Origin of the sequence: Bradyrhizobium erythrophlei, assembly GCF_900129425.1 — a bacterium.
Lineage (GTDB): Bacteria > Pseudomonadota > Alphaproteobacteria > Rhizobiales > Xanthobacteraceae > Bradyrhizobium > Bradyrhizobium erythrophlei_C.
The window spans coordinates 173,279-195,282 of record NZ_LT670817.1 but is presented as its reverse complement, the minus strand read 5'-3'; the positions used below and the strand labels follow the sequence as shown (position 1 = coordinate 195,282).

At 63.1% G+C, this 22,004-nt stretch carries 24 protein-coding genes and 1 riboswitch; of the genes, 16 read left to right on the top strand and 8 right to left on the bottom strand.

The features are described from left to right. Positions 1-8: 8 nt before the first annotated feature. Entirely contained in the window at positions 9-506 is a 498-nt protein-coding gene (locus B5527_RS00860) for a VOC family protein (RefSeq protein WP_079599609.1), read from the top strand. Positions 507-581: 75 nt separating this feature from the next. Here the strand turns inward: B5527_RS00860 and B5527_RS00855 are convergent, their stop codons facing one another. The 3 genes from B5527_RS00855 to B5527_RS00845 form a co-directional block, all read right to left on the bottom strand. Further along, complete coding sequence (locus tag B5527_RS00855; RefSeq protein WP_079606963.1) at positions 582-1,811, bottom strand: MFS transporter; 1,230 nt, start codon at positions 1,809-1,811, stop codon at positions 582-584. 173 nt (positions 1,812-1,984) lie between these two features. Further along, positions 1,985-3,232, bottom strand: a complete 1,248-nt coding sequence (locus B5527_RS00850; RefSeq protein ID WP_079599608.1) for an MFS transporter — start codon at positions 3,230-3,232, stop codon at positions 1,985-1,987. 122 nt (positions 3,233-3,354) lie between these two features. After that, positions 3,355-4,038, bottom strand: a complete 684-nt coding sequence (locus tag B5527_RS00845) for a DUF938 domain-containing protein (RefSeq protein WP_079599607.1) — start codon at positions 4,036-4,038, stop codon at positions 3,355-3,357. A gap of 278 nt (positions 4,039-4,316) precedes the next feature. On the opposite strand from B5527_RS00845, the gene soxX reads away from it, so the two are divergent. From soxX to B5527_RS00800, 9 genes are all read left to right on the top strand, one after another. Continuing rightward, entirely contained in the window at positions 4,317-4,628 is a 312-nt protein-coding gene (gene soxX, locus B5527_RS00840) for a sulfur oxidation c-type cytochrome SoxX (RefSeq protein ID WP_079606962.1), read from the top strand. A gap of 28 nt (positions 4,629-4,656) precedes the next feature. Beyond that, complete coding sequence (soxY, locus tag B5527_RS00835; protein ID WP_079599606.1) at positions 4,657-5,151, top strand: thiosulfate oxidation carrier protein SoxY; 495 nt, start codon at positions 4,657-4,659, stop codon at positions 5,149-5,151. A gap of 25 nt (positions 5,152-5,176) precedes the next feature. Beyond that, a complete protein-coding gene (gene soxZ / locus B5527_RS00830) occupies positions 5,177-5,488 on the top strand; it encodes a thiosulfate oxidation carrier complex protein SoxZ (protein ID WP_079599605.1) in 312 nt (103 codons plus the stop codon). Between the two features lie 88 nt (positions 5,489-5,576). After that, entirely contained in the window at positions 5,577-6,455 is an 879-nt protein-coding gene (soxA, locus tag B5527_RS00825) for a sulfur oxidation c-type cytochrome SoxA (RefSeq protein ID WP_079599604.1), read from the top strand. A 26-nt stretch (positions 6,456-6,481) separates the two neighbouring features. Next, positions 6,482-6,790 carry a hypothetical protein gene (locus B5527_RS00820; protein WP_079606961.1) on the top strand — a complete coding sequence of 103 codons (309 nt, stop codon included), beginning with the start codon at positions 6,482-6,484 and terminating at the stop codon, positions 6,788-6,790. Positions 6,791-6,916: 126 nt separating this feature from the next. Further along, positions 6,917-8,665 carry a thiosulfohydrolase SoxB gene (gene soxB / locus B5527_RS00815; protein WP_079599603.1) on the top strand — a complete coding sequence of 583 codons (1,749 nt, stop codon included), beginning with the start codon at positions 6,917-6,919 and terminating at the stop codon, positions 8,663-8,665. A gap of 62 nt (positions 8,666-8,727) precedes the next feature. Continuing rightward, positions 8,728-9,144, top strand: a complete 417-nt coding sequence (locus B5527_RS00810; RefSeq protein WP_079606960.1) for a hypothetical protein — start codon at positions 8,728-8,730, stop codon at positions 9,142-9,144. Positions 9,145-9,156: 12 nt separating this feature from the next. Continuing rightward, entirely contained in the window at positions 9,157-9,612 is a 456-nt protein-coding gene (locus tag B5527_RS00805) for a DsrE family protein (RefSeq protein ID WP_079599602.1), read from the top strand. A gap of 36 nt (positions 9,613-9,648) precedes the next feature. Then, a complete protein-coding gene (locus tag B5527_RS00800) occupies positions 9,649-10,689 on the top strand; it encodes an MBL fold metallo-hydrolase (RefSeq protein WP_079599601.1) in 1,041 nt (346 codons plus the stop codon). A gap of 35 nt (positions 10,690-10,724) precedes the next feature. Here B5527_RS00800 and B5527_RS00795 read toward each other — a convergent pair whose 3' ends face one another. From B5527_RS00795 to B5527_RS00785, 3 genes are read right to left on the bottom strand one after another with little or no spacing between them, the layout of a single operon-like run. Next, on the bottom strand, positions 10,725-11,585 hold the full coding sequence (locus B5527_RS00795; protein ID WP_245332461.1) for an ABC transporter substrate-binding protein: 861 nt from the start codon (positions 11,583-11,585) through the stop codon (positions 10,725-10,727). A gap of 6 nt (positions 11,586-11,591) precedes the next feature. After that, positions 11,592-12,374 (bottom strand): ABC transporter ATP-binding protein, encoded by a 783-nt coding sequence (locus B5527_RS00790; RefSeq protein ID WP_079599600.1) that lies wholly within the window; start codon positions 12,372-12,374, stop codon positions 11,592-11,594. Beyond that, on the bottom strand, positions 12,371-13,414 hold the full coding sequence (locus B5527_RS00785; RefSeq protein ID WP_172842441.1) for a FecCD family ABC transporter permease: 1,044 nt from the start codon (positions 13,412-13,414) through the stop codon (positions 12,371-12,373). Before B5527_RS00785 ends, B5527_RS00790 begins: the two co-directional genes overlap by 4 nt. Before the next feature lie 144 nt (positions 13,415-13,558). Continuing rightward, positions 13,559-13,759, top strand: a riboswitch (cobalamin riboswitch). A gap of 171 nt (positions 13,760-13,930) precedes the next feature. On the opposite strand from B5527_RS00785, the gene B5527_RS00780 reads away from it, so the two are divergent. The 3 genes from B5527_RS00780 (at position 13,931) to B5527_RS00770 (ending at position 16,835) form a co-directional block, all read left to right on the top strand. Further along, positions 13,931-16,108, top strand: a complete 2,178-nt coding sequence (locus B5527_RS00780; protein ID WP_245332460.1) for a TonB-dependent receptor — start codon at positions 13,931-13,933, stop codon at positions 16,106-16,108. 208 nt (positions 16,109-16,316) lie between these two features. Then, positions 16,317-16,550 carry a transcriptional regulator gene (locus tag B5527_RS00775; RefSeq protein WP_154071917.1) on the top strand — a complete coding sequence of 78 codons (234 nt, stop codon included), beginning with the start codon at positions 16,317-16,319 and terminating at the stop codon, positions 16,548-16,550. Beyond that, the gene (locus tag B5527_RS00770) at positions 16,551-16,835 is read left to right on the top strand and encodes a hypothetical protein (RefSeq protein WP_079599597.1); all 285 of its coding nucleotides are present in this window, start codon (positions 16,551-16,553) and stop codon (positions 16,833-16,835) included. It abuts the gene before it with no gap. A gap of 75 nt (positions 16,836-16,910) precedes the next feature. Here B5527_RS00770 and B5527_RS00765 read toward each other — a convergent pair whose 3' ends face one another. Beyond that, positions 16,911-17,153 carry a hypothetical protein gene (locus tag B5527_RS00765; RefSeq protein ID WP_079599596.1) on the bottom strand — a complete coding sequence of 81 codons (243 nt, stop codon included), beginning with the start codon at positions 17,151-17,153 and terminating at the stop codon, positions 16,911-16,913. 120 nt (positions 17,154-17,273) lie between these two features. Between B5527_RS00765 and B5527_RS00760 the strand changes: the two genes are divergently transcribed. Further along, positions 17,274-17,474 (top strand): hypothetical protein, encoded by a 201-nt coding sequence (locus B5527_RS00760; protein WP_079599595.1) that lies wholly within the window; start codon positions 17,274-17,276, stop codon positions 17,472-17,474. Here the strand turns inward: B5527_RS00760 and B5527_RS00755 are convergent. Then, the gene (locus tag B5527_RS00755) at positions 17,469-18,737 is read right to left on the bottom strand and encodes an ATP-grasp domain-containing protein (RefSeq protein WP_079599594.1); all 1,269 of its coding nucleotides are present in this window, start codon (positions 18,735-18,737) and stop codon (positions 17,469-17,471) included. The two genes, B5527_RS00760 and B5527_RS00755, sit on opposite strands and share 6 nt — an antisense overlap. Before the next feature lie 173 nt (positions 18,738-18,910). On the opposite strand from B5527_RS00755, the gene B5527_RS00750 reads away from it, so the two are divergent. Together B5527_RS00750 and B5527_RS00745 are read left to right on the top strand one after the other, a co-directional pair. Next, positions 18,911-20,149, top strand: a complete 1,239-nt coding sequence (locus B5527_RS00750) for an MFS transporter (protein ID WP_079599593.1) — start codon at positions 18,911-18,913, stop codon at positions 20,147-20,149. Positions 20,150-20,224: 75 nt separating this feature from the next. Further along, the gene (locus tag B5527_RS00745) at positions 20,225-21,946 is read left to right on the top strand and encodes an N-acyl-D-amino-acid deacylase family protein (RefSeq protein ID WP_079599592.1); all 1,722 of its coding nucleotides are present in this window, start codon (positions 20,225-20,227) and stop codon (positions 21,944-21,946) included. Positions 21,947-22,004: the final 58 nt, after the last annotated feature.

Here is a 22,004-nt window from a genome sequence, read left to right as displayed (position 1 = left end):
GAGACTCCATGCCAGAGACCTCCACACCCATCATTGCAGGCACGCGGATCGGGCACGTTCATCTCAAGGTCGCCGATCTCGATCGCGCGCTGGCGTTTTATTGCGGCGTGCTGGGCTTTGAGCTGACGCAACGCTTAAGCTCCGGCGCCGCGTTCATTTCGGCCGGCGGCTATCACCATCACATCGGTCTCAACACCTGGGAAAGCCGGGGCGGCCATCCGCCACCCCCGGGAACGACGGGATTGTTTCACACCGCGATCCTTTATCCGACCCGGCCCGCGCTGGCAGATGCCTTGCATCGCCTGATCCAGGCCGGAATTGCCCTCGACGGCGCCAGCGACCACGGCGTCAGCGAGGCGCTTTACCTGCGCGATCCCGACGAGAACGGCGTCGAACTGTATTGGGACCGGCCCAGGGAGCAGTGGCCGCGCCAGCCGGACGGATCGCTCGCGATGTTCACCCACCGGCTCGACCTCGACGACTTGCTGCGGCAGCGGGAGACGTAGAACCGTAGCCCGGATGAGCGGAGCGAAATCCGGGATGACGGCGACAGCTGCCCCGGATTTCTGCGCTCATCCGGGCTACACAAGCTTGCTGCGTCCGCGCACCATGATCAGCACGGCGGCAATCAGTTGCAACCCGATGCAGCCGTAAAACGGCAGCGCGTAGCTGCCGGAGGCGTCGCGCAACAGGCCGATGACTCCCGGGCCGAACGCATAGGTGATCTGGTTGATCGCCGTGACCAGGCTGATCAGCACGCCGAACGAGCGCGGGTCGAACTCCCGCTGCACGATCAAGGACGGCAGTGTAATCAGATTGCCGACCGAGAAGCCGAATACCGCGCAGGCCGCGATCAGCACCATCTCGTTGCGCGAATGGATGATGACCAGTAGCGCCACCGCCTGGCTCGTAAACGAGATCGCCGAAGCCAGCCGCTGGTTGAGCCGGTCGATCACGGTCGAGAACAGCACGCGCCCGGCCATCGCCATTGCCGTCAACAGTGCGACCGCGGTCGTCGCATGCGTCCGGCCGATCAGCGGATCGAGGTAGGCAATCAGGTGCACGATGAATCCGACCTGCGCGAACAGCACCAGGGCGAATGCAACCGCGACACTCAGGAACGCAACATCACGCAATGCCTGTGCGCGTATCCGCGATGCGGACGGCGCCGCCATGGCGGCCGACCCCATTGCGGCAGCGCGACCGGGCGGCTGCCCGACAAAAATCAGGATGATCGGAATCATCAGCACCAGCATCGCCATCGCGGCTGAGGTCATGGCGCCGGAAAATCCGAAACGCTCGATCGCCGCCACCAAGAGCGGCACGCCGACGACGCCGCCGAAACTGGCGCCGTTCAGCGCCAGGCTGATCGCCATGCCGCGCTTGTGGTCGAACCAGAGCCCGAGCATGTTGGTGATGACGCCGAGGCTGGTGCCGGCCCAGCCGAATGCCATCAGCGCATCGGCGACATAAAGTTGCCACGGCTCGGAAACCTGGCCGATCATGACGGCGGCCGCTGCCAGCGCAACCACGCCGCCGAGCAGGCAGTTGCGCGGACCGAATGCCCGCACCGCTTCGCTGACAAAGACAACCAGCACCGCGCCGAACAGATAAAAGAAGGTCGTCCCCGTCGAAATCAGCGAGGCCGGCCAGCCGTAGAGGCGATGCAACTCGGCGAGATAGACGCTTTGGCCATAGAAGCCGAGGCCCCAGCCGAAGGTCGCCACCAGGAAACACACCACGACGATCCGCCAGCCGTCGTAACGGGCGGAGGTCTCGTCGACTGATGTGTTCCTGTAGTTTTCCAGCATTTTTGCTTCTTTTGTCCCGGTACCGTCATGCCCGGGCTTGTCCCGGGCATCCACGTCTTTCCTGCAACTCGTAGCTTAAGACGTGGATGGCCGGGACAAGCCCGGCCATGACGATAGCGATTAGCAAATTGCAAAGAGGAATGCTTCGACCGTCGCCGAAGCATTGAGCACCGTCAGATACTCGGTTCGGGAAACTCCGACACCGCCTGCAGCCTTGCCCGCCGGCGCCGGGCGAACGAGGCCAGGGTCAGGACCGTCAGCCCCAACAGCACCGGCGGATACACCACCATATTCACCGCGGACCAGCCGTAATTCGCCAGCAACTGGCCGGACGAGAACGACCCCACCGCCATCGTCCCGAATATCAGAAAATCATTGAACGCCTGCACCTTGTTGCGCTCCTGCGGGCGGTGCGTTTCCAGCACCAGCGCGGAGGCGCCGACGAAGCTGAAATTCCAGCCGACGCCGAGCACGATCAGGGTGGCCCAGAAGTACATCGCCGTAATACCGGTTAGCCCGATCGTCGCCGCACCCGCTTCGAGCAACAGGCCGGCCGCGACCACCCTTCGCGCCCCGAAACGCGCGATCAGGGAGCCGGTAAAGAAACTCGGCCCGTACATCGCCACGATATGCCACTGAATGCCGAAGTTGGAATCGCTGATGCTGAGCCCGCATATTTTCATCGCCAGCGGCGCCGACGTCATCACGAGATTCATCATGGGATAGGAGACGATGCCGCAGATAGCGGCCACGATGAACCGCGGTTGCCGCACGATCTCGAACAGCGGACGGCCGCCGTGAAAATCCGACGGCGCAGGTTTTGGCGCATCAACGCCCACCAGAACCGCCATCGCGATCAGTGCGACGATCGCCTGCACCACAAAGCTGAAGGCGAACAGATAGGGCGGCCAGACATCCATCGTCCATTGCACGAGCTGCGGGCCGAGCACGCCGGCAAACACGCCGCCGGCCATCACCCACGACACGGCCTTGGGCCGATATTGCGCGCTGGCGCCGTCGGCGGCGGCAAAACGGTAGGACTGCGACACCGCGCCATAAAGCCCGCCGATGAACGTCGCGCAGCAAAACAGCGGGAACGACGCGTGCAGGATCGCGAACGACCCGAGCAGGCCGGTCAGCACGCCGCAGCCGGTGCCGATGATGAAGGCGACGCGGCGGCCGTAGGCACGCGAGATCGCGCCGGTCGGCAGCGTGCCGGCGGCCAGTCCCACCACATACATCGAGAGCGGCACGGTCGCGAGCGAGATATCCGGCGCCAGCGTCGCACCGACAATCGAACCGGTGGCGAAAATCACCGCCGAGTTGGCGCCGGTCAGCGCCTGCGCCGCCGCCAGCCGCACCACGTTGGACCGCGCGCGGGCGTCGCCGGAAATCTCGTCAGCCGCGGTCATGTCGATCATCGGTCAATTCCGCCCGGAGGCGCGGCCGGATCGAGGCATAGGCCGCATTGATTCCCGGCACTATGAATGCAGCCGCCGGCCCGATCAACCGACGCAAACGGGCGCGCGCTATGCGCCGCCGTTCAGGCCGATTTCGATCGGGCAAACACCAGGACCAGGTTGTTGGCAGGCATTTCGGCAATCTCGATCAGCACCAGACCGGCTTTCCCGGCCAGCTGTTCCAGAGCCTCGACATCGCGTACGCCCCATTCGGCGTCCCTTTCGCGAAGGCTCGTGTCGAACACGGCATTGCTGACTGCGGTATGCTTGCCGCCGCGCTTGAACGGCCCGTACAAAAACAGCCGACCGTCCGCGCGCAGGTAACGCCCCGCGCCTTCGAACAACCCTTCCGCAACGCGCCACGGCGCGATGTGGATCACGTTGGCGCAGAACACCGCCAGCAATTTCCCGGGGCCGCTGCCATCGTGCATTTGAGCACACCATGCGGGGTCGGCGAGGTCGATCCGCAGCGGCGGGCGGATGTTCGGCAATCCGGCGCGCGCCCGCCATGCGTCGATGCTTTTGAGATGCTGCGCGTTGAGATCGCTCGGCCACCAGGTGATGTCAGGGGTACGGCCGGCGAATTCAACCACATGCTGGCCGGTGCCGCTGCCGGCCTCGACCACGTCACCGGATTTGCTCTCGAGAAATGTCTGCAATACCGACCAGATCGCCTGGTGGTTGCGATGAAACGCCGGCGCGTCGAGACGGCCGTCGGGTTCCACCGGCCGGCCATCCTTGCCGAATTCAACCACGTAGTCAGCCATGAGACTCTCCCACCCGGTTTTTAGACCTCAACTGCGTCCTGCAAAAGTCTGATCGCTCTAAAGGCTAAATACCGCAACATTCGGCCGTTTCCGGCCCGCACCGCGAGGAACATTAACCCCATTCTGCCGCGCCGATTGCCCGCATTGCCAGCCGATGGCCTTTGTGCTTTTGACCCCCTATATTGCGGCCCGATAACCGGCATGAACGCCCAGGAAACGCCTTGACTGCCATCTCCTCGACGAAGTCCGTCCTGCAGGCACTCGCCTTGGCGTTGCTGATGGGCACTACCGCCTGCTTCGGCGCGGCCCGCGCGCAATCCGCCGCAGCCGAAGGCGAGAAAATCGCTTTCGATCGCGGCAAGGGCAATTGCCTCACCTGCCACGGCATCAAGGGCGGCGATCTTCCCGGCACCATCGGGCCAGCGCTGAAGGATATCAAAAGCAAATATCCCGACCGCAACGATCTCGTCGCGATCGTGTCAGATGAAACCAAGCGTAATCCGCAAACCGTGATGCCGCCGTTCGGCCGAAACCGGATTTTGACCGAGCAGGAGATCAACGCGGTCGTGGATTTCCTGCAGACATTATGACGGCGAGCGCGCCAGAGGGGAGTTCTAGATGAGCATCACTGACAACGGCTTTCCGGCGACGCGGCGCCTGATCCTGCAAGGCGCGGGGGTGGTCGCGCTGGTCGGCCTTGGCAACATTGGCTTTGGCCTGGCTCCGGCGCTTGCCGCGGCCAACGACAAATATCCTGAGGATGCGTTCAAGGCGAAGAGTGCCGCGGACGCGATCAAGGCGCTGTATGGCAAAACCGCCGAGCCGTCGGACAAGGTAAAACTCGATGCGCCTGAAATCGCCGAGAACGGCGCGGTGGTTCCGATCTCGGTCACGACCGACCTTGGCGACGTCACCTCGATCTCGTTTCTGGTCACCGACAATCCGAATGCGCTGGCGGCCTCCTACAGAATTCCGGCCGGCACGATGCCGAGCGTCGCCAATCGCCTCAAAATGGCGAAGACCAGCAACGTAATCGCGATCGTAGAAGCCGGCGGCAAGCTTTACAGCGCGACCAAGGAAGTCAAAGTCACCGTCGGTGGCTGCGGCGGCTGACCCGGGATCCCAAAGGAGTATTCTGATGGCATCGACCATTCGCGTGCGCGCAACCTCGAGCGGCGAAACCACCGAAGTCCAGGCGCTGATCCAGCATCCGATGGATTCCGGCTTCATCAAGGACGCCAAGGGCGAGATCATCCCACCGCATTTCATCCAGGAACTGACATTCGAACATCTCGGCAAAGCCGTGTTCGTCGCAGACTGGGGCGCGGCGGTCTCCAAGGACCCCTATGTCAAGTTCAGCTTCAAGGGCGCCAAGAAGGGCGACGATCTGAAAATCAGCTGGGTCGACAACAAGGGCGCGACCGATAGCACCACGGCCAAGATCCAATAGCGGCTTATTTTTGTTTGACGCGTTTTCTTCACGCGAACCGGTATCCACCCCGCATCAAGTGCGGGGCGGGGCTTCGCTTGAAAGCGCCATGGGCGGAGTAGTGAACGTGCGATCTGCGATCCATTTTGCCTCGGCCGCTCTCGCGCTGGCAGCGCTGGCGTTTGCCCCCGGGCGATCCGCGCTCGCCGCCGACACGCCGGATCCGGCGGCCGATGCGAAAGCGTTCCGGAACTACTTCACCCAAAAATTCCCCAAGCTGAAGCCGGAGGATTTCGTCAATGGTCCCTATTCGCTGAATGAGGACATGCACCGGCAGTGGGAAGAAAAAGAACAATTCCCGCCTTACGAATTCTCGCTCGAAGCGGGCAAGGAGATGTTCGCAAAGCCGTTCAAGAACGGCAAGAGCTATGCCGATTGCTTTCCGAACGGCGGTATCGGCGTTCGCCAGAACTATCCCACCTTCGATCAGAAGGAAGGCAAGGTCGTCACCCTTGAACTGGCGCTGAACCGCTGCCGCGAGGCCAATGGCGAGACGCCGTTGTCCTATGTGAAGGACGACATGGCCGCCCTGACCGCCTATATGGCGTTCACCTCGCGCGGCAAGCCATTTGACATCAAGATCCCCAGCGATCCGCGCGCGCTAGAGGCTTACGAAAACGGCAAACGCTATTTCTATACACGGCGCGGCCAACTGAATTTTTCCTGCGCGTCCTGCCACGTACAGAATCCGGGCGAACGGATCCGCGCTGAAATCCTCGCACCCGCGCTCGGCATCCTGAATGCGATGCCGATCTACCGCTCCGAATGGGGCGGCATGGGCACGATCAGCCGGCGCTTCATCACCTGCAACATCCAGACCCGCGGCGTCCCGCTCGCTCCGCAGGCCGACGAATACCGCGATCTCGAATATTACCTGTCCTATGTCAGCAACGGGCTGCCGATTTCCGGTCCGGGCGCGCGGCCGTGAGCATGACAAAATCGAGCGCCAACATGCTGAAATCCACCCTCTTGCTGGCCGCGGTGCTGCTGATCATGGGCGCGACATCCACGCTTGCCGCAAGCTCCGAAGACGATTTCAAGGCCGCCTACGCCGCCGCGGAAGCCGCCAACAAGGAAGCGGGCGCCTTGCGCGATCAATGGACCGTGACCGCCAGCGCTTTGGCCGACGCCAAAAAAGCCGCCGAGAAGGGCGATTTCGACCAGGCGGTGGCATCGTCCAGGGAAGCCGAGGCGCTGGCCAAGGCTTCGATCTACCAGGCCAATAGCGAGAAAGAAGCCTGGAAAGCGATCGAAATACGCTGAAGGCTGGAGCATGATCCGGAAGAGCGGGACGCGGTTCTCGGAAAAGATCATGCTCAAACAAAGTGATGAGATTCTGATCCGATTTAACCCTATCGCATCAGAATCTGGAGGCGCGAAGACATCGCAATGACCATCCGCCGCCGCGATTTTATCAAATTCACGGGCGCTGCCGCGCTCGCAGGCGGACTGCCGCGCCTGGCGCGCGCCGCCGACACTGCCGGCGTCTACGATTTCGAGCGTTTCGGCAACGCACGCATCCTGCATATGACCGACACGCATGCGCAGCTGCTGCCGGTTTTTTTTCGCGAACCGAGCGTCAATCTCGGAATCGGCGCAATGGCCGGAAAGCCGCCGCATCTGGTGGGTCGCGCCTTTCTCGATCGATTTGGCATCCGGTCGGATAGCGCCGACGCCTACGCCTTCACCTGCCTCGATTTCGAGAAATCCGCGCTTCGATTCGGCAAGCTCGGCGGCTTCGCGCATCTGAAGACGCTGATCGACCGCCTGCGCAACGATGCCGGGACCGGGCGCTCGCTGCTGCTCGACGGCGGCGATCTGTGGCAGGGCTCTGGCCTGGCCAATACCATGCAGGGCGCCGACATGGTGGAGGCTGCGAATCTTCTCGGCATCGAGGCGATGACCGGCCACTGGGAATTCACCTATGGCGAAGCGGCGCTGCGCAGCAACCTTGCGCGCTTCAAGGGCGAATTTCTGGCGCAGAACGTCTACCTCACCGAGGAAGCCGCGTTCAACGACGCCAAAGCCTTCGATCCCGCCTCGGGTCGGGTATTCAAGCCGGCCACCATCAAGGAGATCGGCGGCCACCGCGTGGCCGTGATCGGGCAGGCGTTTCCCTATGTGCCGATCGCGCACCCCAAACGCTTCACGCCGGACTGGACCTTCGGGATCCGCGACGACGAATTGCAGAAGCTGGTCAATACGCTGCGAAACAACGACAAGGTCGATGCGGTCCTGCTGTTGTCGCATAACGGCATGGATGTCGATCTCAAGCTTGCCAGCCGTGTTACCGGTATCGACGTCATCCTCGGAGGCCATACCCATGACGCCGTTCCGCAGCCGATTGCCGTGACCAATGCCGGCGACACCACGCTGGTCACCAATGCTGGCTCCAGCGGAAAATTTTTGGGCGTCCTCGATCTCGAACTGGCCAAAGGCCGTGTCAGCGACGTGCGCTACCGCCTGCTGCCGGTATTCTCGGAATTGCTCAAGCCGGATGCCGCGATGGCCGCGCTGATCGAAAAAATGCGTGAGCCCCATGCGGCAGCCTACACCGAGAAGATCGCGACATCGGACCGGCTGCTCTATCGCCGTGGCAATTTCGGCGGCACGGTGGATCAACTGATCTGCGATGCGCTGCGCGGCCAGCTCGACGCCGAGATTGCTTTGTCGCCGGGGTTTCGCTGGGGCTCAAGCGTATTGCCGGGCCAGCCGGTGACAATGGAACACGTGCTGTCCGAGACCGCCATTACCTACCCTGAAACCTACGTTCAGCGCATGACCGGCAGCCAGATCAAGGATATTCTCGAAGACGTCTGCGACAATCTGTTCAATGCCGACCCCTATTATCAGCAGGGCGGCGACATGGTCCGGGTCGGCGGTTTTGCCTACACCTGCACACCGGGCGAATCCGCCGGGCGGCGGATTTCGGAGCTGAAACTCGACAATGGCCGCTCGCTTGCGGCCGGCAAGCGCTACAAGGTGGCGGGATGGGCTTCCGTCAACGAGCAAACGGGAACGCCGGTGTGGGATGTCTTCGCCAAACATCTCGCTTCCGGCAAAACGCCGGAACCGCGCGGGGCCAGCGTCACGCTCAGGGGTGTCGACGACAACCCGGGCATCACAGGACAGGGATGAAACCTTTGACCAGACACCGACGGTTGATCGTTGCCCTCCGCAGCGTTGCGCTGGCGGCGCTGATGGCAGCGACGGTCTCGCCGATCGCCCGGGCCCAGCCGGCGACGCTGCCGGACAAACCCTTCGCCGAGCACCGCATCGCCTTGCAACTCTCGGACAATGACCCCAAAAAGCAAGGCTTGGTGATCAGCGTCGCCTATAACCTGCTCAAGGCCTACGATCCGGACAAGGTCGCGATCGAGGTGGTGACGTTCGGTCCGGGAATCGACTTGCTGCGCACCGACAATACCAACCGCAAACTGGTCGAGAGCCTGGTGGCGCAAGGCGTGCGCTTCGACGTCTGCCTCAACACCGTGGATACCATCGAGCGCGAAACCGGACATAGGCCGGAAATCATTCCCGTCGCGACCCCGGTCCAGGTCGGCGTCGGACAGATACTGTTGCTGACCGAAAACGGCTATACATTGGTGAGACCTTAAGGAGTTCTGACCATGCGCGGCTTTATTCGTCTATTTGCTTGCGGTGCCCTGATGTCGATGGCATTCGCCTCGGCCAGTGCGGCGGCCGACGGCAAAACGCATCACATCGCCGTGCAGGTCGACCAGAACGACCCGCAGGTCATGAATTTGGCGCTGAACAACGTCAATGCCGTGATCGAATATTACCGCACCAAAAACGAGGACGTCGACATCGACGTCGTCGCCTATGGTCCCGGCCTGCATATGCTGAGGGCCGACACATCGCCGGTGCAGGACCGGATCAAGCGGCTCAAGGACATGGTGTTTCCCGGCAAGATCGTGTTTTCGGCCTGCAACAACACCAAGCAGGGTATGGAAAAGGCCGAAGGCCACGCTATCTCGATTCTGCCCGACGCGTCGGTGGTTCCTTCCGGGGTGGTCCACCTGATGGAATTGCAGGAGCGGGGCTGGAGTTATGTCCGGCCCTAGGCTTTTATCGGGAACCAATTCACAGGCCTGCCAGCCATGATCTTTCGCCAACTGTTCGACAGCGTTTCAGGAACCTACAGCTATCTGCTCGCCAGCCGCGCCGGCGGCGAGGCGCTGATCCTCGATCCGGTGCTGGAGAAGGTCGATCGCTACTGCCAGTTGCTGCGCGAGCTCGATCTTCGGCTGGTCAAGGCCGTCGATACCCATCTGCACGCCGACCACGTCACCGGGCTCGGCGAACTGCGCGACCGCACCCACTGCGTCACCATCATGGGCGAGCAGAGCAAGGCCGACGTGGTAGCGATGCGGGTCGCCGACGGCGACAAGGTGATGATCGAGGGCCTCGGCCTCGACGTCCTGTACACGCCCGGCCATACCGACGATTCCTACAGCTATCTGATGGGCGACCGCGTCTTCACCGGCGATACGCTGCTGATCCGCGGCACCGGGCGCACCGATTTCCAGAACGGCAGCGCGCGGGCGCAATACGATTCCATTTTCGGCCGGCTGCTAAAACTGCCGGATGAAACCATGGTGTTTCCCGCCCACGATTACAAGGGCGACACCGTCTCCACCATCGGCGAGGAAAAGCGCTACAATCCGCGGCTGCAGGTGCGCTCGGTAGACGAATATGTCGAGCTGATGGGCAACCTCAATCTGCCCAATCCGAAACTGATGGATGTGGTGGTGCCGGCCAACATGCATGTCGGCCTGCATCAGGACGATCTGGCCAAACAAGGCCAAGCGCTCAGCGCGCGCGAGGCCATCGAGAACCTCGGCCGGCCCGATATCCTGCTGGTCGATCTGCGCGAGAACAGCGAACGCGCCAAGCACGGCATGCTGCCGGGCGCGCTGCACGCGCCCTATCCCGCGATCGCCGAAAGCCTGCAGCCCGGCGGCATGCTGCGCGAGGTGGCCGCCGCAAGCGGACGGCGCATCGTGTTCTTCTGCGCATTCGGCGAACGCTCGGCCATGGCCGTCGCGGCAGCGAAGGAAGCGGGCCTCGCCAACACCGCCCACGTCGCCGGCGGCATGGATGCCTGGAAGAAAGCCGGCGGCCCGGTGCTGACAAGATAAGTCGTCGTCCCTGCGAAGCGGTTTGGCCGGTGATGTTAACGCTCCACCCGCTTCAGCTCTTTCACCAGCACGTCCAGCGCGTCGGCCAGCATCACGCCGCCGCAGACGGTCAGCTGTTCCGGAATCACGATGCGCTTTGCCAGCGGATAGAAACGTTCGAGCGCCGGATGCAGCAGAAACGCGCTGCCGTCATCCGCGGCATAATCGCCGGCATCCGACACCACGATGAAATCGGGCCGCAGGCTGACGATCGCCTCCAGCGACGCGTAGCCGCCGAAGCTGACGCCGAGGTCGCCGGCGGCGTTGAACAACCCGGTTTCGGCCAGCAGCGAACTGACCAGGCTGTCGCTGCCGGACACCCAGCCGCGCCGCGACAGCGGCAACACGGTATAGCGTTTGTCCGCCACGGCCCGGCGCGCCCGGGCGATCGCCGCATCGAGCCGTGCGATTTCCGCCGCCGCGCGATCCGGATGACCGGTGATGTCGCCCATCCTGCGGATCTGGGCTTTCGCTTCATCGAGGCTGCGCGGTACGGCAAATTCGGCGAGGTGAAGCCCCTGCTGCTTCAGAAGTTCGCGCGTCGAGCGTTTGTCAAACAGGCTGGCGACAACGACATCGGGGTGCAGCACTAGAATGTCTTCGGCGCCGCCCGACAAAATCCGGTAGCGGCGCGCATCATCCGCCGCCCATGACTGAAACTTTTCACGCGAGTAACGGCTGAGACCGAGGATCTGGCCGGGATCGGCCAGCGTGAGCAAAAGCTGATCGGTGCAGACATTCATCGACGCGATGCGCGGCAGGCCGGCCGCGAGCGCGGGCATAAAGGATAGGCCGCCGAGCATCGCGACAGCCGCGGCGGCGATCGATCGGGATAGAAATCCGAGGCGTCGGCTCATGTCCGCTCAAATCTCCGCCCATGGCACGATCACCGCCTCGCGCTGATATTGCGCGCGATAGGCACTGATCCGGAAAACGTCGGCCATCACCTGTTCCGACAGGGCATCGCCCGGGGCGCCCTGCGACACCAGCCGGCCGTCCGACAGCACCAGAATGGTATCGGCAAATCGCGCGGCAAGCCCGAGATCGTGCGTCACCACTATCACCAGCGTGCCCTGGTCAGCGGCCGCGCGCAGGGTTTTCATGACATCGATCTGGTGGCGTGGATCGAGCGAGGATGTCGGCTCATCCGCCAAAATCACCGGCGCTTCCACCGCGAGCACGCGCGCCAGCGCGACCCGGCTGCGCTCGCCGCCGGACAATTCGGTGACACGGCGATCGCTGAACTCCATGACATCGGCGGCCCGCATCGCCCGCAGCACCGCATCGGTATCTTTCGGAGACAGTCGCGCCGGATCGGTCGCACCATACGGATAGCGGCCGAGTGCCACGATATCGCGTGCCGGCAGCGGCCAGTGCACGATATGGCCCTGCGGCAGATAGGCAAACCGCCGCGCGCGTTCGCGCAAGGCAAGCGACGCCAAGGCTTCACCGCCGACCTCGATGGCGCCGTCCGAGGGCACCAGTCCCGCCAAAGCCCGCAGCAGCGTGGTCTTGCCGGCCCCGTTCGGTCCGACCAGCGCCACCAGGTGTCCCGGCGACAGCGCAAGCGAGATATCGGTCAGCACGACGCGGCCCGCCAGTTTTACGTTCAGGCCCTGCGCGGCGAGGAGGATCGGGGCGGTCATGCGACGCTCCCGCCGAGTGCGCGCCGTTCGCGCATGATCAGATAGAGGAAAAACGGCACGCCGATAATCGAGGTCAGCACGCCGACCTTGATATCAGAGGTCGATGGAATGATGCGCACGGCAATATCGGCCGCCAAGAGCAGCGCGGCGCCGGTGAGCGCGCTCGGAACCAGTAGCCGCGCCGGATCGTGGCCGATCAGCGGCCGCATCAGATGCGGCGCGACCAGGCCGATGAAGCCGATCGAGCCTGACACGGCGACCCCGCCGCCGACGCCGAGCGCGACGCCCGTGATCACCATCAGCCGCAAGCGGCCGACATCGACGCCAAGGCTTTGCGCCGTCTCCTCGCCGAGGCTGAGCGCGCGGAAGGCGTTGCGCTGGCTCCACAGAATGATCGCGCCGGCGACGATGAACGGCAGCGCCAGCACGACATGACGAAAGCTGCGGTCTTCCAGCGAGCCGAGCAGCCAGAACGCAATTTCGAGCGCCACAAACGGATTGCTGGACAGGTTCATCACCAGCGCGGTCGCAGCCCCCGCCAGGCTCGAAATCGCAAGGCCCGCCAGAATGAGAATCAGCAGCCCCGCGTTGCGGCCTGCGATCGCCATCAGCACGAATACCGAGGCAAATGCCATCGCGACAGCCGCTGTAGGCAGCGCCCAGGATCGCACGTCGGCAAGGCCAAGCGAAATCACCAGCACCGCGCCGAACGCGGCCGACTGCGGCGCGCCGAACAGCGACGGCGACGCCAGCGGATTGCGCAGCAATCCCTGCAACGCCGCGCCGGACAGGCCGAGAATGGCGCCGATGGCAAATCCCAGAATCGTTCGCGGCAGCCGGATTTCCCGCACGATCACCTGCTGCACGTCGCTGCCGCCGCCGAACAGGGCATCGATCACGGCGGCCGGCGACAGCCGCACCGGGCCGGTCCCGAGCGAGACCAGCACCAGCAGAACGACGAGGATAACAAGTGTGGCCATCACACTCGCGCGCCGGCGCGCCGCGATGTCAGCCGTCGCCATGACGTTCTGAACGCTCATCGATTGTCCTCAAGCGGCAAGGTCGCGTCGCTTGCAATGCTCATACAAGGATTGAGGTCGGGCACAAGCTGCCTCCGAATAAAATGCGCGCCCGCTGACGGCGAGAGCCCGAGCCCGAACGGCATTGACTCTGCGCCCGACAAAATTCTAGATAACCGTGACGGTTCCCTGTTTGGGGGATCAAAAGGGAATGCGGTGCGGGGAAACTTCCCCTATGCCGCGGCTGCCCCCGCAACTGTAAGCGGTGAATCTTTCGTCATATGCCACTGGGAATCTCGGTCCTGGGAAGGCGACGCAAGGTATCGACCCGCGAGCCAGGAGACCTGCCGTCAGCCGTGGTCACACGCGAAGATGTCGGTCGGGGAGTACAGACATTAGCTTCACCAGCGGTGCGCAAGCACAGGGGTGAGCTTGGTTCGCTGTGACGTGCCACTGACGTCATACCGAGACCGAACCATGCCTTTCATTCTCAAAGCTGCACGGCGTCGCAGCCGTTGGCTTGCTTCAAGCTTTCTTATGCCTGTTCTCTCGCTGGGTATTTCCGCCGCCAAGGGGCAGCAGGCTTCCCCGGAGCAACTGCCGCCGATCCAGGTCAGCCCGCCCGTGGACGAGACCCGAACCCGCGCCAAACCGATATCCGACGACGGTTATGGACCGCCCCGCGTGGCGCCGAGCACTTCGCCGCCCGGCAACCCGAACCCCTCGCCCACCCGCGAGCCAACGCCGGTCAGGCAATTTGCCGGCATCGTCGGCGCATCGACAACGGTCATCACCGCGGAAGATATCGCCCACTCGCCGGCGCATACTCTGCCGGAAATCATCGGGCAAACGCCCGGCGTGCAATTGACGAGCTTGTATGGCGGCCTGAACGGCACGGGGACCAGCGTCGATTTGCGCGGATTTGGTGCGTTCGCGACCGCCAACACACTGCTTCTCATCAACGGTCGCAGGGTGAATGACATCGATCTGCAGGGCGTGGACTTCTCAACCATTCCACGCGATTCGATCCAGCGCATTGAAATCACCCAAGGCAACGCCGGCGCGGTGCTGTACGGCGACAATGCGGTCGGCGGCGTCATCAATATCGTCACCAAGACCGGCATCAGCGGGCCGCCGATTTCGCTGCGCGCCGAAGCCGGCGTCGGATCGTTCAATCAGCGTCTGGGTGCGGTTTCGGTCACCGCCAACCAGGGACCGTGGTCAACGTCCTTCTTCGGAAACGGATACAATTCCGACGGATACCGGGCCAACAATGCTATCGCGCAGCAAAACGGCGTCGGCGACATCCGCTATACGACGCCCGACTTCACCGCGTACTTCAACGTATCCGGCGACAATCAGCACCTCGGATTGCCCGGCGGCAGATTGGTCGATCCGGCCACCGGCGTTAACGAACTCGTCACCGCCCGCAGCGGCACCGACACTCCGCTCGATTATGGCAAGCAGCAGGGCGCCAACGCGACCGCAGGCTTCACCAAAACGCTGTGGAACGGCGGCGAACTCATCGTCGACGGCGGCGTGAGAGACAAGAAGCAGCAAGCCGGCTTCTTCGGCAGCTTTCCGTTGGAAGACTTCAACGCCAGCTATGTTGATACCCGACTTGAGACGTGGTCGCTGACGCCCCGGTTGAGCATCAAAATCCCGATGTTCGGATTGCCCTCAACGATCCTGACCGGCATCGATTATTACGATGCGACCTACCATTCCAATCGAAGCGAGATGCAAAGCAGCCCCCCGCTCGACGTTTATGATCTCACCCAACAGTCGCTCGCCGCCTATTGGCAGCAGACCATCGGAATCCTTCCTTCAACCGATTTCTCATATGGCGGACGAATCCAACGTACCAGTGTGACCGCGCGAGATACGCTCGACCCGAACGCGCCGGGATATTTCGGCGAGCAACAGATTGCCCCGCTGGACAGCAGTGAAGTAAACCACGCCTTGCAAATCGGCATCGAACACCGCTTCAACGACTATTTTGCCGTATTCGGCCACGCTGCCAGCGCGTTTCGCACGCCTAACGTCGACGAAAGGGTTGGGGCTTCCCCGATCTTTGATCCGACATTCACCGTCGCCCTGCCGAGGTCGTTCGATCTGAAGACACAAACTTCAGAGGACGTCGAAGGCGGGTTTCGCGTCAAGGCCGGAAAGTTTGAGATGCAATCGAGCATCTACAACATGGACCTCCTCAACGAGATCCATTTCGATCCGGTGAATTTCATCGATTACAATCTGGATCCCACCCGCCGTTACGGCTCCGTGACCAGCGCGACCTACCGTGCAAGCGACACCGTGCTGCTGCGCGGCGGCTTCGCCTATACAAGGGCGGTATTCCGCGAAGGCCAATATGCCGGCAACGATATCCCCCTGGTGTCGCGCTACACGGCCAGTGCCGGCGTCACCTGGAATGCCTGGCAGAAATATCTCGTGGTCGATGCGACGGTGCGTTACTGGAGCAGCCGCCGCATGGACAACGATCAGCCCAACATCCAGCCGCTGATCCCGGCCAGCGCGACGGTCGATCTCAAGCTGAGCGGAGAATATGACCGGTACTTCTGGTCGCTGAGCGTCAATAACGTGTTCAACGTGCTGTACTATGATTATGCGATCGCGAGCGCATTCACGCCCGGTGCCTTCAGCGCCTATCCGCTGCCTGGCCGGACCTACATGCTGAAGGCCGGCGCCACGTTCTGACCGGATAATCGGCTCGACGTCCTGCGCGGCCGGCCTGATTCGGTCGCGCGGGACCGGCCGCCCTTCACCACGATAGCCGATTCAGCGCGAAAAGCAGGGTTTTTCCCTCGGGAGACGGCCTAAAGTTGCCCTCCGCGGGTCCGATGCATGGTAGGATCGCCATCCAGGCCGCCGCACGACGATGCGCGCCGCGAATTTTGAGGATCCGATGGACGACGAACCGAAAAGCGCCGCTGAGTTGAAAGAGATCAGGCTGAACCGGAAGCTCGCCCAGGATGCCGAGGGCATCAAGGCGATGGCCGATATCGCAGCAGCCGACATCGAGATTCGGAAGCGGACGGCGAGCCTGCGCGCGATCCGGCTGGCCAAGGAAGCCGCCGACCGCGACAATCCGCCCGAAGCCAAGACCAAGGCCAAACCCAAGAAAAAGAAGACGACTTAAATGACGACTGAAGATCGCAACCGCGCCGATGCGCGTTTCAACAAGGCTGCACGCAGCGCGCACGAGGCCAAAACCGGCAAAACCGACCGCGATGCCGCACTGAAAGCCGTGACCGACAACATGGCGAAGCTGAAGGCGTTGCGGCTCGCCCGCGAGGCTGCCGAACCGCCCCGCCCGGCCGCCGCGCCGAAAAAGGCGCGCGCCAAGTCGAAGAAGTCAGGCGAAAAAGCTCCGGCACTGGCGGATTGGCTGGCAGGGCAGCAAAGCGGCGGACGCCGAACCTAGACCCGCACACATGCGGTGCTTTGGAGGTTCTCTTCACTTATCGCAGCGGGCGCCGCGAATTCCGTATTCGGAAACCTAGGCCGGCGCCGGCCATTCGATCATCGATCGCGTCTTGGTCGCGGCGTCGTAAACCTGCACCTGAAGCATCTGGTATTGATTCTTCAAGGCCATGCCCGCCTCCTCGGCGGCTTCGACGGTGTCGTGGTGCGACTTGAAATGGCCGTCCACCACCAGCGAGTAGCCGTCGGTCGGCGCTTTATCGGCGCGAATGATCTTACGCGGCTGCTGCTCTTCAGCTTCGATCTTGGGCTTTTTCATATTGGCTCCTGGTTGCGCCTCCCTTTACACTGAACGCCGGAAAAAGGCAGGAAAGAATCTCCGACTACGGCTTATATATGCATGTCAAAGCGGTGAGATTGGGGTCGACACGCGTCTGTGATGGGTATTGGGCGAGATGTCGAGTATTCGATCAAAGGGAAGCACATGGGTGGAACCGGCAAAAATGGTGAGCTTCCCAAGAGGGAAGACGGCAAACCAAAGAAACCGCCGCCTCCAGTTGTAGAGGACGAGGAATTCGAGGATGGCGACTTCGCCACCCCGAAGCGCGATCGCCACGGCGACGACGATCAGCCGCTATAGATTTGCGGCGGGCGGGAAATTCTCGCTCTCGATCCGCCGGATGCTTTCGAGATCTAGCAAGTGCGCGCCAAAGCCGCGTCTCGCCAGAGTGACCGCCAGCCTGGGGGCGGCCAGCAGAGCCATCGCGGTCATCGCCAGCGGCACGGCGCTGACCCAGTCGAGCCGCAGCGGCGTCAATTCCTCGGTGCTGTCGGCGTAGGGTCCGTCGCCGCTCGCAAGGCGCCAGCACTCGCGCATGATGTCGCGCCGCGTGGCACCCCGCGACGCGCATCCGATCAGCGCCTGCATGGCGAGGTGGCTGCGGACGCCCGCGCGGCTTTCCGCTGCCGCCCCCGGCGTTTCGCCCCGCGAGATCCGAAGCAACAGCCCGACGAGGTCGACACCGGCCAGATAGGCGCTCATCGGCTCGACCAGCCGCGGATTGCAATCGATCAGCAGCGGCGTGGCGCCATCATCAGGCAGGACGCAATCGACCGACAATGCTCCATGCCAGGCGAGGTTTTCTCCAATCGTCGCTAGCAGCGTGCGCACGACTGGCCGGCTGACGCTCTGCTTGATCGCCTCGCCGCCGCCCAGGCCGGCGGCGATTTGCCGGTAGGCATGGAATCCAAGCAATTTGCCGCGGCAGAACACCGCCTGCGCTTTCTCGGTTGCGCCGGCGACGAGATCCTGCACCAGCACCTCGTCGGCGAACGCGCCCTTGACGCTGAGCTCCTGCAGGGCGTCTTCCAGATCGGCATCGTTACGCACAAACCAGATGCCGCGGCTGGCGGTACCCACCGAGGTTTTGACGACACTGGGAAACCGGACTTCGGCGCGCAGTTCATCCGCGGATTTCACGATTTGCGTTGCCGGCTGCGGCAACCCCAGTTGATCGAGCAGCCGGCTGAAGCCGGCCTTGCTGTGCGCGGTGCGGTAGCTTTCGAAACTCGGCAGCGCGAGACCGACCTGATCCTGCAGCCGTTGCCGCACCCGCGCAAACAGTAATCCCTGTTCGTGGATCGGCAGCAGCACATCGAAACGCCGCGCGAGCTGCTTCTCGACGAACCCGAGATACCCGGCCGGATCGTCCCGCAGACCCGGACAGCGATGAAATTTTGCGACCAACCGCGAGAACCTCGCCAGGGCATGGGGACTGGGATCGCAGACCTCAACGATGTGGCCGGAAAGCCCCAGGATCGTGACAGCCTCCCGCGCCGAGGTGCTGTTTCCTTCGGAAACCAGCACCCGGAGCGGCTTTGCAACATGCGCGGAATCGGCCATATCGGATCATTCCCGCATCGCTTGCTTTTGTCTTTGAATTTAATACGCACCGAACCCTTCCGGCGGCGTTGGCGAGGGCTGCCATGCAGCGGTATTCATGGACAAATAACCGCCAGCCGGTATTTTCGTCGGGCCCTGCCGGGCCGTCGGAACAAACGGGGTATCAATCCACAATGGTCGACGTTCTCGCCGCACCGCAACAAGTGAAGGCCGATACATCGCTGCGTACGCTGTCGGCGATTTCGGCGGCCCATTGGGTCAGTCATTTTCATCTGATGGTGCTGCCGATGCTGTTCCCCTTTCTCAAGGAGCAACTCGGCGTCGGCTACATCGAACTCGGCTTCGCGCTGACCGTCTCGGCCGTCGTCTCCGGCCTGACGCAAGCGCCGATCGGCTATCTCGCCGATTATATCGGTGCCCGCAAAATCCTGCTGATCGGCCTCATTGTGGGCGGCCTGGCGCTGATCATGCTCGGCCTGCATCTGAGCTACGCCTGGCTGATCGCCAGCGCCGTGCTGCTCGGGATCGCGAACAGCGTCTATCATCCGGCCGATTATGCGATCCTCTCGGCCCACATGGATGAGGCGCGGATGGGCCGCGCGTTTTCGATCCACACTTTTGCCGGATTCCTCGGCGGCGCGGTCGCGCCCGCCATCGTCGCTGCGCTGGTGGCAACGACCGGCGGCCATGGCGCCCTAATCGTGGCGGGCGCAGCAGGCCCGCTGGTGGCGCTGCTGCTGGTCGCCCTTGGCACTCCCGATGCAAGCGCCGCCGATCGCCAGATTGATGGGGCGCGAGCCCCGCGGCAGAACGTCATTACGCCCGCTTTGATCATGCTGACGATCTTCTTCATGCTGCTCAACCTGTCCAACGCTGGGATCGGCAATTTCGGCGTGGTGGCGCTGATGAGCGGCTATGGCGTGACATTCTCGTCGGCCAACATTGCGCTGACGGCGTTTCTCGGCTTCAGCGCTGTCGGCGTGCTGGCGGGCGGCTTTCTTGCCGACTACACCCGGCGCCACAGCCAAGTCGCCGCGGCCTGTTTTGCCGTCAACGCCGTCATCGTGCTGATCATCGCCACCATCGCGCTGCCGTCGCTGCTGTTGACGGCGGCGATGGGAACGGCGGGATTCCTCGGCGGCGTGATCGCGCCTTCGCGCGATATGCTGGTCCGCAACACGGCGCCTGCCGGCGCTGCGGGACGGGCGTTCGGCATCGTTTCTACCGGTTTCAACCTCGGCGGCGTTGTCAGCCCGCTGCTGTTCGGCTGGATCATGGACCAGAATATGCCGCACTGGGTGTTCGGCGCTTCCGTCGTGTTCATGATGCTAACGGTCCTGCTCGCGCTCGTCACCGACCGCAAACCGCAAGACGTCAGCGAAGGCCTCGACGAAGGGCTTCTGCAACCCTGAGCCTCATCCCGGGCGGTTGACTGCATCTGGAGACAATCCATGATGCGGCAACAGATAATCTCGGGATGAAATGCCATGGCCAGCAATCCAGACCTTGTGATCCGCGGCGGCAGCATTGCCGACGGCCTCGGTGGCGAACTGTTTGAGGCCGACGTGGCGATATCGGACGGTCGCATCGTCGAAGTCGGCCGGGTCCTGAGCCAAGGCACCGAAGAGATCGATGCCCGCGGCAAACTGGTCGCGCCCGGCTTTGTCGACCTTCACACCCACTATGACGGCCAGGTCACCTGGAGCCAGGACATCACGCCCTCGTCGCAGAATGGCGTCACCACCGCGATCATGGGCAATTGCGGGGTTGGTTTTGCGCCCTGCCGTCCATCGGATCATCAGCGGCTGATTCAGTTGATGGAAGGCGTCGAGGATATCCCCGAACCGGTGCTGAGCGCCGGGCTGCCCTGGGCCTGGGAAAGCTTCCCGGATTACATGGACTGGCTGTCACAACGCAATTTCGACGTCGACATCGGCGCACAATTGCCGCACGCCGCATTGCGCGTCTACGTCATGGGCGAACGCGGCGCCAACCGCGACCCCGCGACATCTGAGGATAACAGCGCGATGGCTGCGCTCGCGGAAGATGCCGTGCGCGCCGGCGCGCTGGGCTTTTCGACCTCGCGCACCCTCAACCACCGCACCTCTACCGGCGAGTATACGCCGACGCTGAAGGCCGGCGAGGATGAACTGACGGCAATCGCCGGCGCCATGCACAAGGTTGGCCGCAGCGTGCTGCAATTCGTGCTCGATCAGGGCAGCATCCACGAGGACCTGCCGATGATGCTGCGGGTGGCGGAAAACACCAAATGCCCGATTTCGTTTTCCGTGACGCAAGCCGACAAGGCGCCGCGGCGCTGGCGCCAGACGCTGGACAGCATCAACGAGGCTTCCGCGCGGGGTCTGGCGATCACCGCCCAGATCGCCGCGCGCCCGGTCGGGCTGTTGCTGGGACTGGAATTGTCGCGCAACCCGTTCCAGACCCATCCGAGCTATCGGGTGATCGCAAAGCTGCCGCTGGCCGAACGCCTGAAGAGGCTGCATCAGCCCGAGGTCCGCGCCGCGATCCTGAGCGAAACGCCGACCACGACCGACGATCCGCTGTTCTTCCGGCCGAACTACGACAAGATGTACCTGCTCGGCGATCCCCCTGACTACGAACAGCCGCCGGAAAATGCGCTGGGCGCGCAGGCCCGCCGAAGGGGATGCCAGCCGGAAGAACTGACCTATGACGCGATGCTGTCAGACGAGGGCCGCGGCATGCTCTACGTGCCGTTCCTGAACTACGCCGACGGCAATCTCGATGCCGTGCACGAGATGCTGCAAGATCCGCATTCGGTGCCGGGACTGAGCGACGGTGGCGCCCATTGCGGCATTATCTGCGACGCCAGCTTCCCAACCTATCTGCTGACGCACTGGACCCGCGACCGCAAGCGTGGCGAAAAACTATCGATCCCGTTCGTGGTGGCGGCGCAGGCGCGCAAGACAGCGTTGTCGGTTGGCCTGTTCGATCGTGGGGTGATCGCGCCCGGCTACAAGGCCGATCTCAACGTCATCGACTACGACCGGCTTCATCTGCATCCGCCGAAGGTCCACTACGACCTTCCGGTGCGCGGACGCCGTCTGCTGCAGCAGGTCGACGGCTATGACGCCACCATCGTCTCCGGCGTGGTAACGCAGCGCAACGGAACTGCGACGGGCGCGCGTCCAGGCCGGCTGGTGCGCGGCGCGCAGCGCAGTATGCACTAGGGTTCGTGCGGCATACACCGATTTCGTCCCTGCGAAAGCATGCGAAAGCAGGGACGAC

What these genes read in the sequence shown, in the direction of transcription:
- soxX (WP_079606962.1), top strand. Translation starts at nt 4,317, where the DNA reads ATGGGCACTACCGCCTGCTTCGGCGCGGCCCGCGCGCAATCCGCCGCA.
- B5527_RS00770 (WP_079599597.1), top strand. Translation starts at nt 16,551, where the DNA reads ATGACGACTGAAGATCGCAACCGCGCCGATGCGCGTTTCAACAAGGCT.
- B5527_RS00760 (WP_079599595.1), top strand. Translation starts at nt 17,274, where the DNA reads ATGGGTATTGGGCGAGATGTCGAGTATTCGATCAAAGGGAAGCACATG.
- B5527_RS00795 (WP_245332461.1), bottom strand. Translation starts at nt 11,585, where the DNA reads ATGAGCCGACGCCTCGGATTTCTATCCCGATCGATCGCCGCCGCGGCT.
- B5527_RS00855 (WP_079606963.1), bottom strand. Translation starts at nt 1,811, where the DNA reads ATGCTGGAAAACTACAGGAACACATCAGTCGACGAGACCTCCGCCCGT.
- soxA (WP_079599604.1), top strand. Translation starts at nt 5,577, where the DNA reads ATGGGCGGAGTAGTGAACGTGCGATCTGCGATCCATTTTGCCTCGGCC.
- soxY (WP_079599606.1), top strand. Translation starts at nt 4,657, where the DNA reads ATGAGCATCACTGACAACGGCTTTCCGGCGACGCGGCGCCTGATCCTG.
- B5527_RS00745 (WP_079599592.1), top strand. Translation starts at nt 20,225, where the DNA reads ATGGCCAGCAATCCAGACCTTGTGATCCGCGGCGGCAGCATTGCCGAC.
- B5527_RS00755 (WP_079599594.1), bottom strand. Translation starts at nt 18,737, where the DNA reads ATGGCCGATTCCGCGCATGTTGCAAAGCCGCTCCGGGTGCTGGTTTCC.
- soxZ (WP_079599605.1), top strand. Translation starts at nt 5,177, where the DNA reads ATGGCATCGACCATTCGCGTGCGCGCAACCTCGAGCGGCGAAACCACC.
- B5527_RS00775 (WP_154071917.1), top strand. Translation starts at nt 16,317, where the DNA reads ATGGACGACGAACCGAAAAGCGCCGCTGAGTTGAAAGAGATCAGGCTG.
- B5527_RS00845 (WP_079599607.1), bottom strand. Translation starts at nt 4,038, where the DNA reads ATGGCTGACTACGTGGTTGAATTCGGCAAGGATGGCCGGCCGGTGGAA.
- B5527_RS00790 (WP_079599600.1), bottom strand. Translation starts at nt 12,374, where the DNA reads ATGACCGCCCCGATCCTCCTCGCCGCGCAGGGCCTGAACGTAAAACTG.
- B5527_RS00860 (WP_079599609.1), top strand. Translation starts at nt 9, where the DNA reads ATGCCAGAGACCTCCACACCCATCATTGCAGGCACGCGGATCGGGCAC.
- B5527_RS00805 (WP_079599602.1), top strand. Translation starts at nt 9,157, where the DNA reads ATGCGCGGCTTTATTCGTCTATTTGCTTGCGGTGCCCTGATGTCGATG.
- soxB (WP_079599603.1), top strand. Translation starts at nt 6,917, where the DNA reads ATGACCATCCGCCGCCGCGATTTTATCAAATTCACGGGCGCTGCCGCG.
- B5527_RS00750 (WP_079599593.1), top strand. Translation starts at nt 18,911, where the DNA reads ATGGTCGACGTTCTCGCCGCACCGCAACAAGTGAAGGCCGATACATCG.
- B5527_RS00810 (WP_079606960.1), top strand. Translation starts at nt 8,728, where the DNA reads ATGGCAGCGACGGTCTCGCCGATCGCCCGGGCCCAGCCGGCGACGCTG.
- B5527_RS00850 (WP_079599608.1), bottom strand. Translation starts at nt 3,232, where the DNA reads ATGATCGACATGACCGCGGCTGACGAGATTTCCGGCGACGCCCGCGCG.
- B5527_RS00765 (WP_079599596.1), bottom strand. Translation starts at nt 17,153, where the DNA reads ATGAAAAAGCCCAAGATCGAAGCTGAAGAGCAGCAGCCGCGTAAGATC.
- B5527_RS00785 (WP_172842441.1), bottom strand. Translation starts at nt 13,414, where the DNA reads ATGAGCGTTCAGAACGTCATGGCGACGGCTGACATCGCGGCGCGCCGG.
- B5527_RS00780 (WP_245332460.1), top strand. Translation starts at nt 13,931, where the DNA reads ATGCCTGTTCTCTCGCTGGGTATTTCCGCCGCCAAGGGGCAGCAGGCT.
- B5527_RS00800 (WP_079599601.1), top strand. Translation starts at nt 9,649, where the DNA reads ATGATCTTTCGCCAACTGTTCGACAGCGTTTCAGGAACCTACAGCTAT.